Source organism: Streptomyces sp. NPDC006265, from assembly GCF_040613555.1.
Taxonomy (GTDB): Bacteria; Actinomycetota; Actinomycetes; order Streptomycetales; family Streptomycetaceae; genus Streptomyces.
In genome coordinates this window covers 1-1,096 of record NZ_JBEXSH010000281.1, presented here as the reverse complement: position 1 = coordinate 1,096, position 1,096 = coordinate 1, and the positions used below count along the sequence as shown (strand labels likewise).

The 1,096-nt window shown below is 73.4% G+C and carries 1 pseudogene; it reads right to left on the bottom strand.

The features are described 5' to 3' along the window. Window positions 1-128: 128 nt before the first annotated feature. Window positions 129-1,004 (bottom strand): annotated as a pseudogene (locus ABZ281_RS22525) (alpha-amylase family glycosyl hydrolase); the annotation flags it as partial. Between the last annotated feature and the right edge of the window lie 92 nt (window positions 1,005-1,096).

The window sequence follows — 1,096 nt, the reverse complement described above, 5'->3', positions numbered from 1 at the left end:
AGACGACCCACGACAGCACCACACGACACGAGTACTCCCACGCCCAGAAGGGGCTCGGGGAACTGTGCGACCAGCCCCCACGCCCCCCGCAGCCACACCACGACGCCACCACCCCACCCGCGAAGCGCTCAGCGGCCCAGCCACACCGTCGTGTCCGGGCCCAACCGCCCGTCCTCCAGCGGCGCGCTGGCCAGCAGCACCTCACCGGCCGGCAGCTCGACCGCCGCGCCGGAGAGGTTCGTGACGCAGCGCCAGCCCTCGCAGCGGTCGAACCGGAGCACACCGTCCGGGGCGCCCGCCGCCCAGGTCAGCTCCTCGCCGTCGAGGAGCTTGCGGCGCAGCCGCAGGGCCGTGCGGTACAGCTCCAGGGTCGAGCCCTCGACGCCGTCCTGCGCCTCGACGGCGTAGGCGGCGAAGGCGGGCGGCTGCGGCAGCCAGGCACCGCCGGGCCCGAAGCCGTACGACGGCCCGGTCGTCGTCCACGGCAGCGGCACCCGGCAGCCGTCGCGGCCCTTGCGGACGTGGCCCGTCTGCTCCCAGACCGGGTCCTGGAGGACCTCGGTGGGCAGGTCGGCGACCTCGGGCAGACCGAGTTCCTCGCCCTGGTATACGTACGCCGAGCCGGGCAGCGCCAGCATCAGCAGGGTGGCCGCCCGGGCCCGGCGCAGCCCGGCCGCCACGTCGACGGCCGGGGCGTGGCCGCCGGAGAGCAGCCAGGCGTTGGGGTCGGTGCCGGGTGGCAGCGCGAGGCGGGAGGCGTGCCGTACGACGTCGTGGTTGGACAGCACCCAGGTGGCCGAGGCGCCCGCCGCCCGGGCGGTGGCGAGCGAGTCGGTGATGACCTGCCGCAGTTCCTCCGCGTCCCAGCCGGTCTGCAGGTACTCGAAGTTGAAGGCCTGGCCCAGTTCGTCCGGGCGGGCATACAGCGCACGCCGGGCACCGGGTACCCAGGCCTCGGCGACGGCCATACGAGGCGGGCGGTAGGCGTGGAGGATCTTGCGCCACCTCCGAGATCGACCTCTGGCCATCGCAACTACACGTTGTCGATCGCATTTTCGAGGGGAACGACGACCTTGTTGTTGCTCTCCCTACCTGT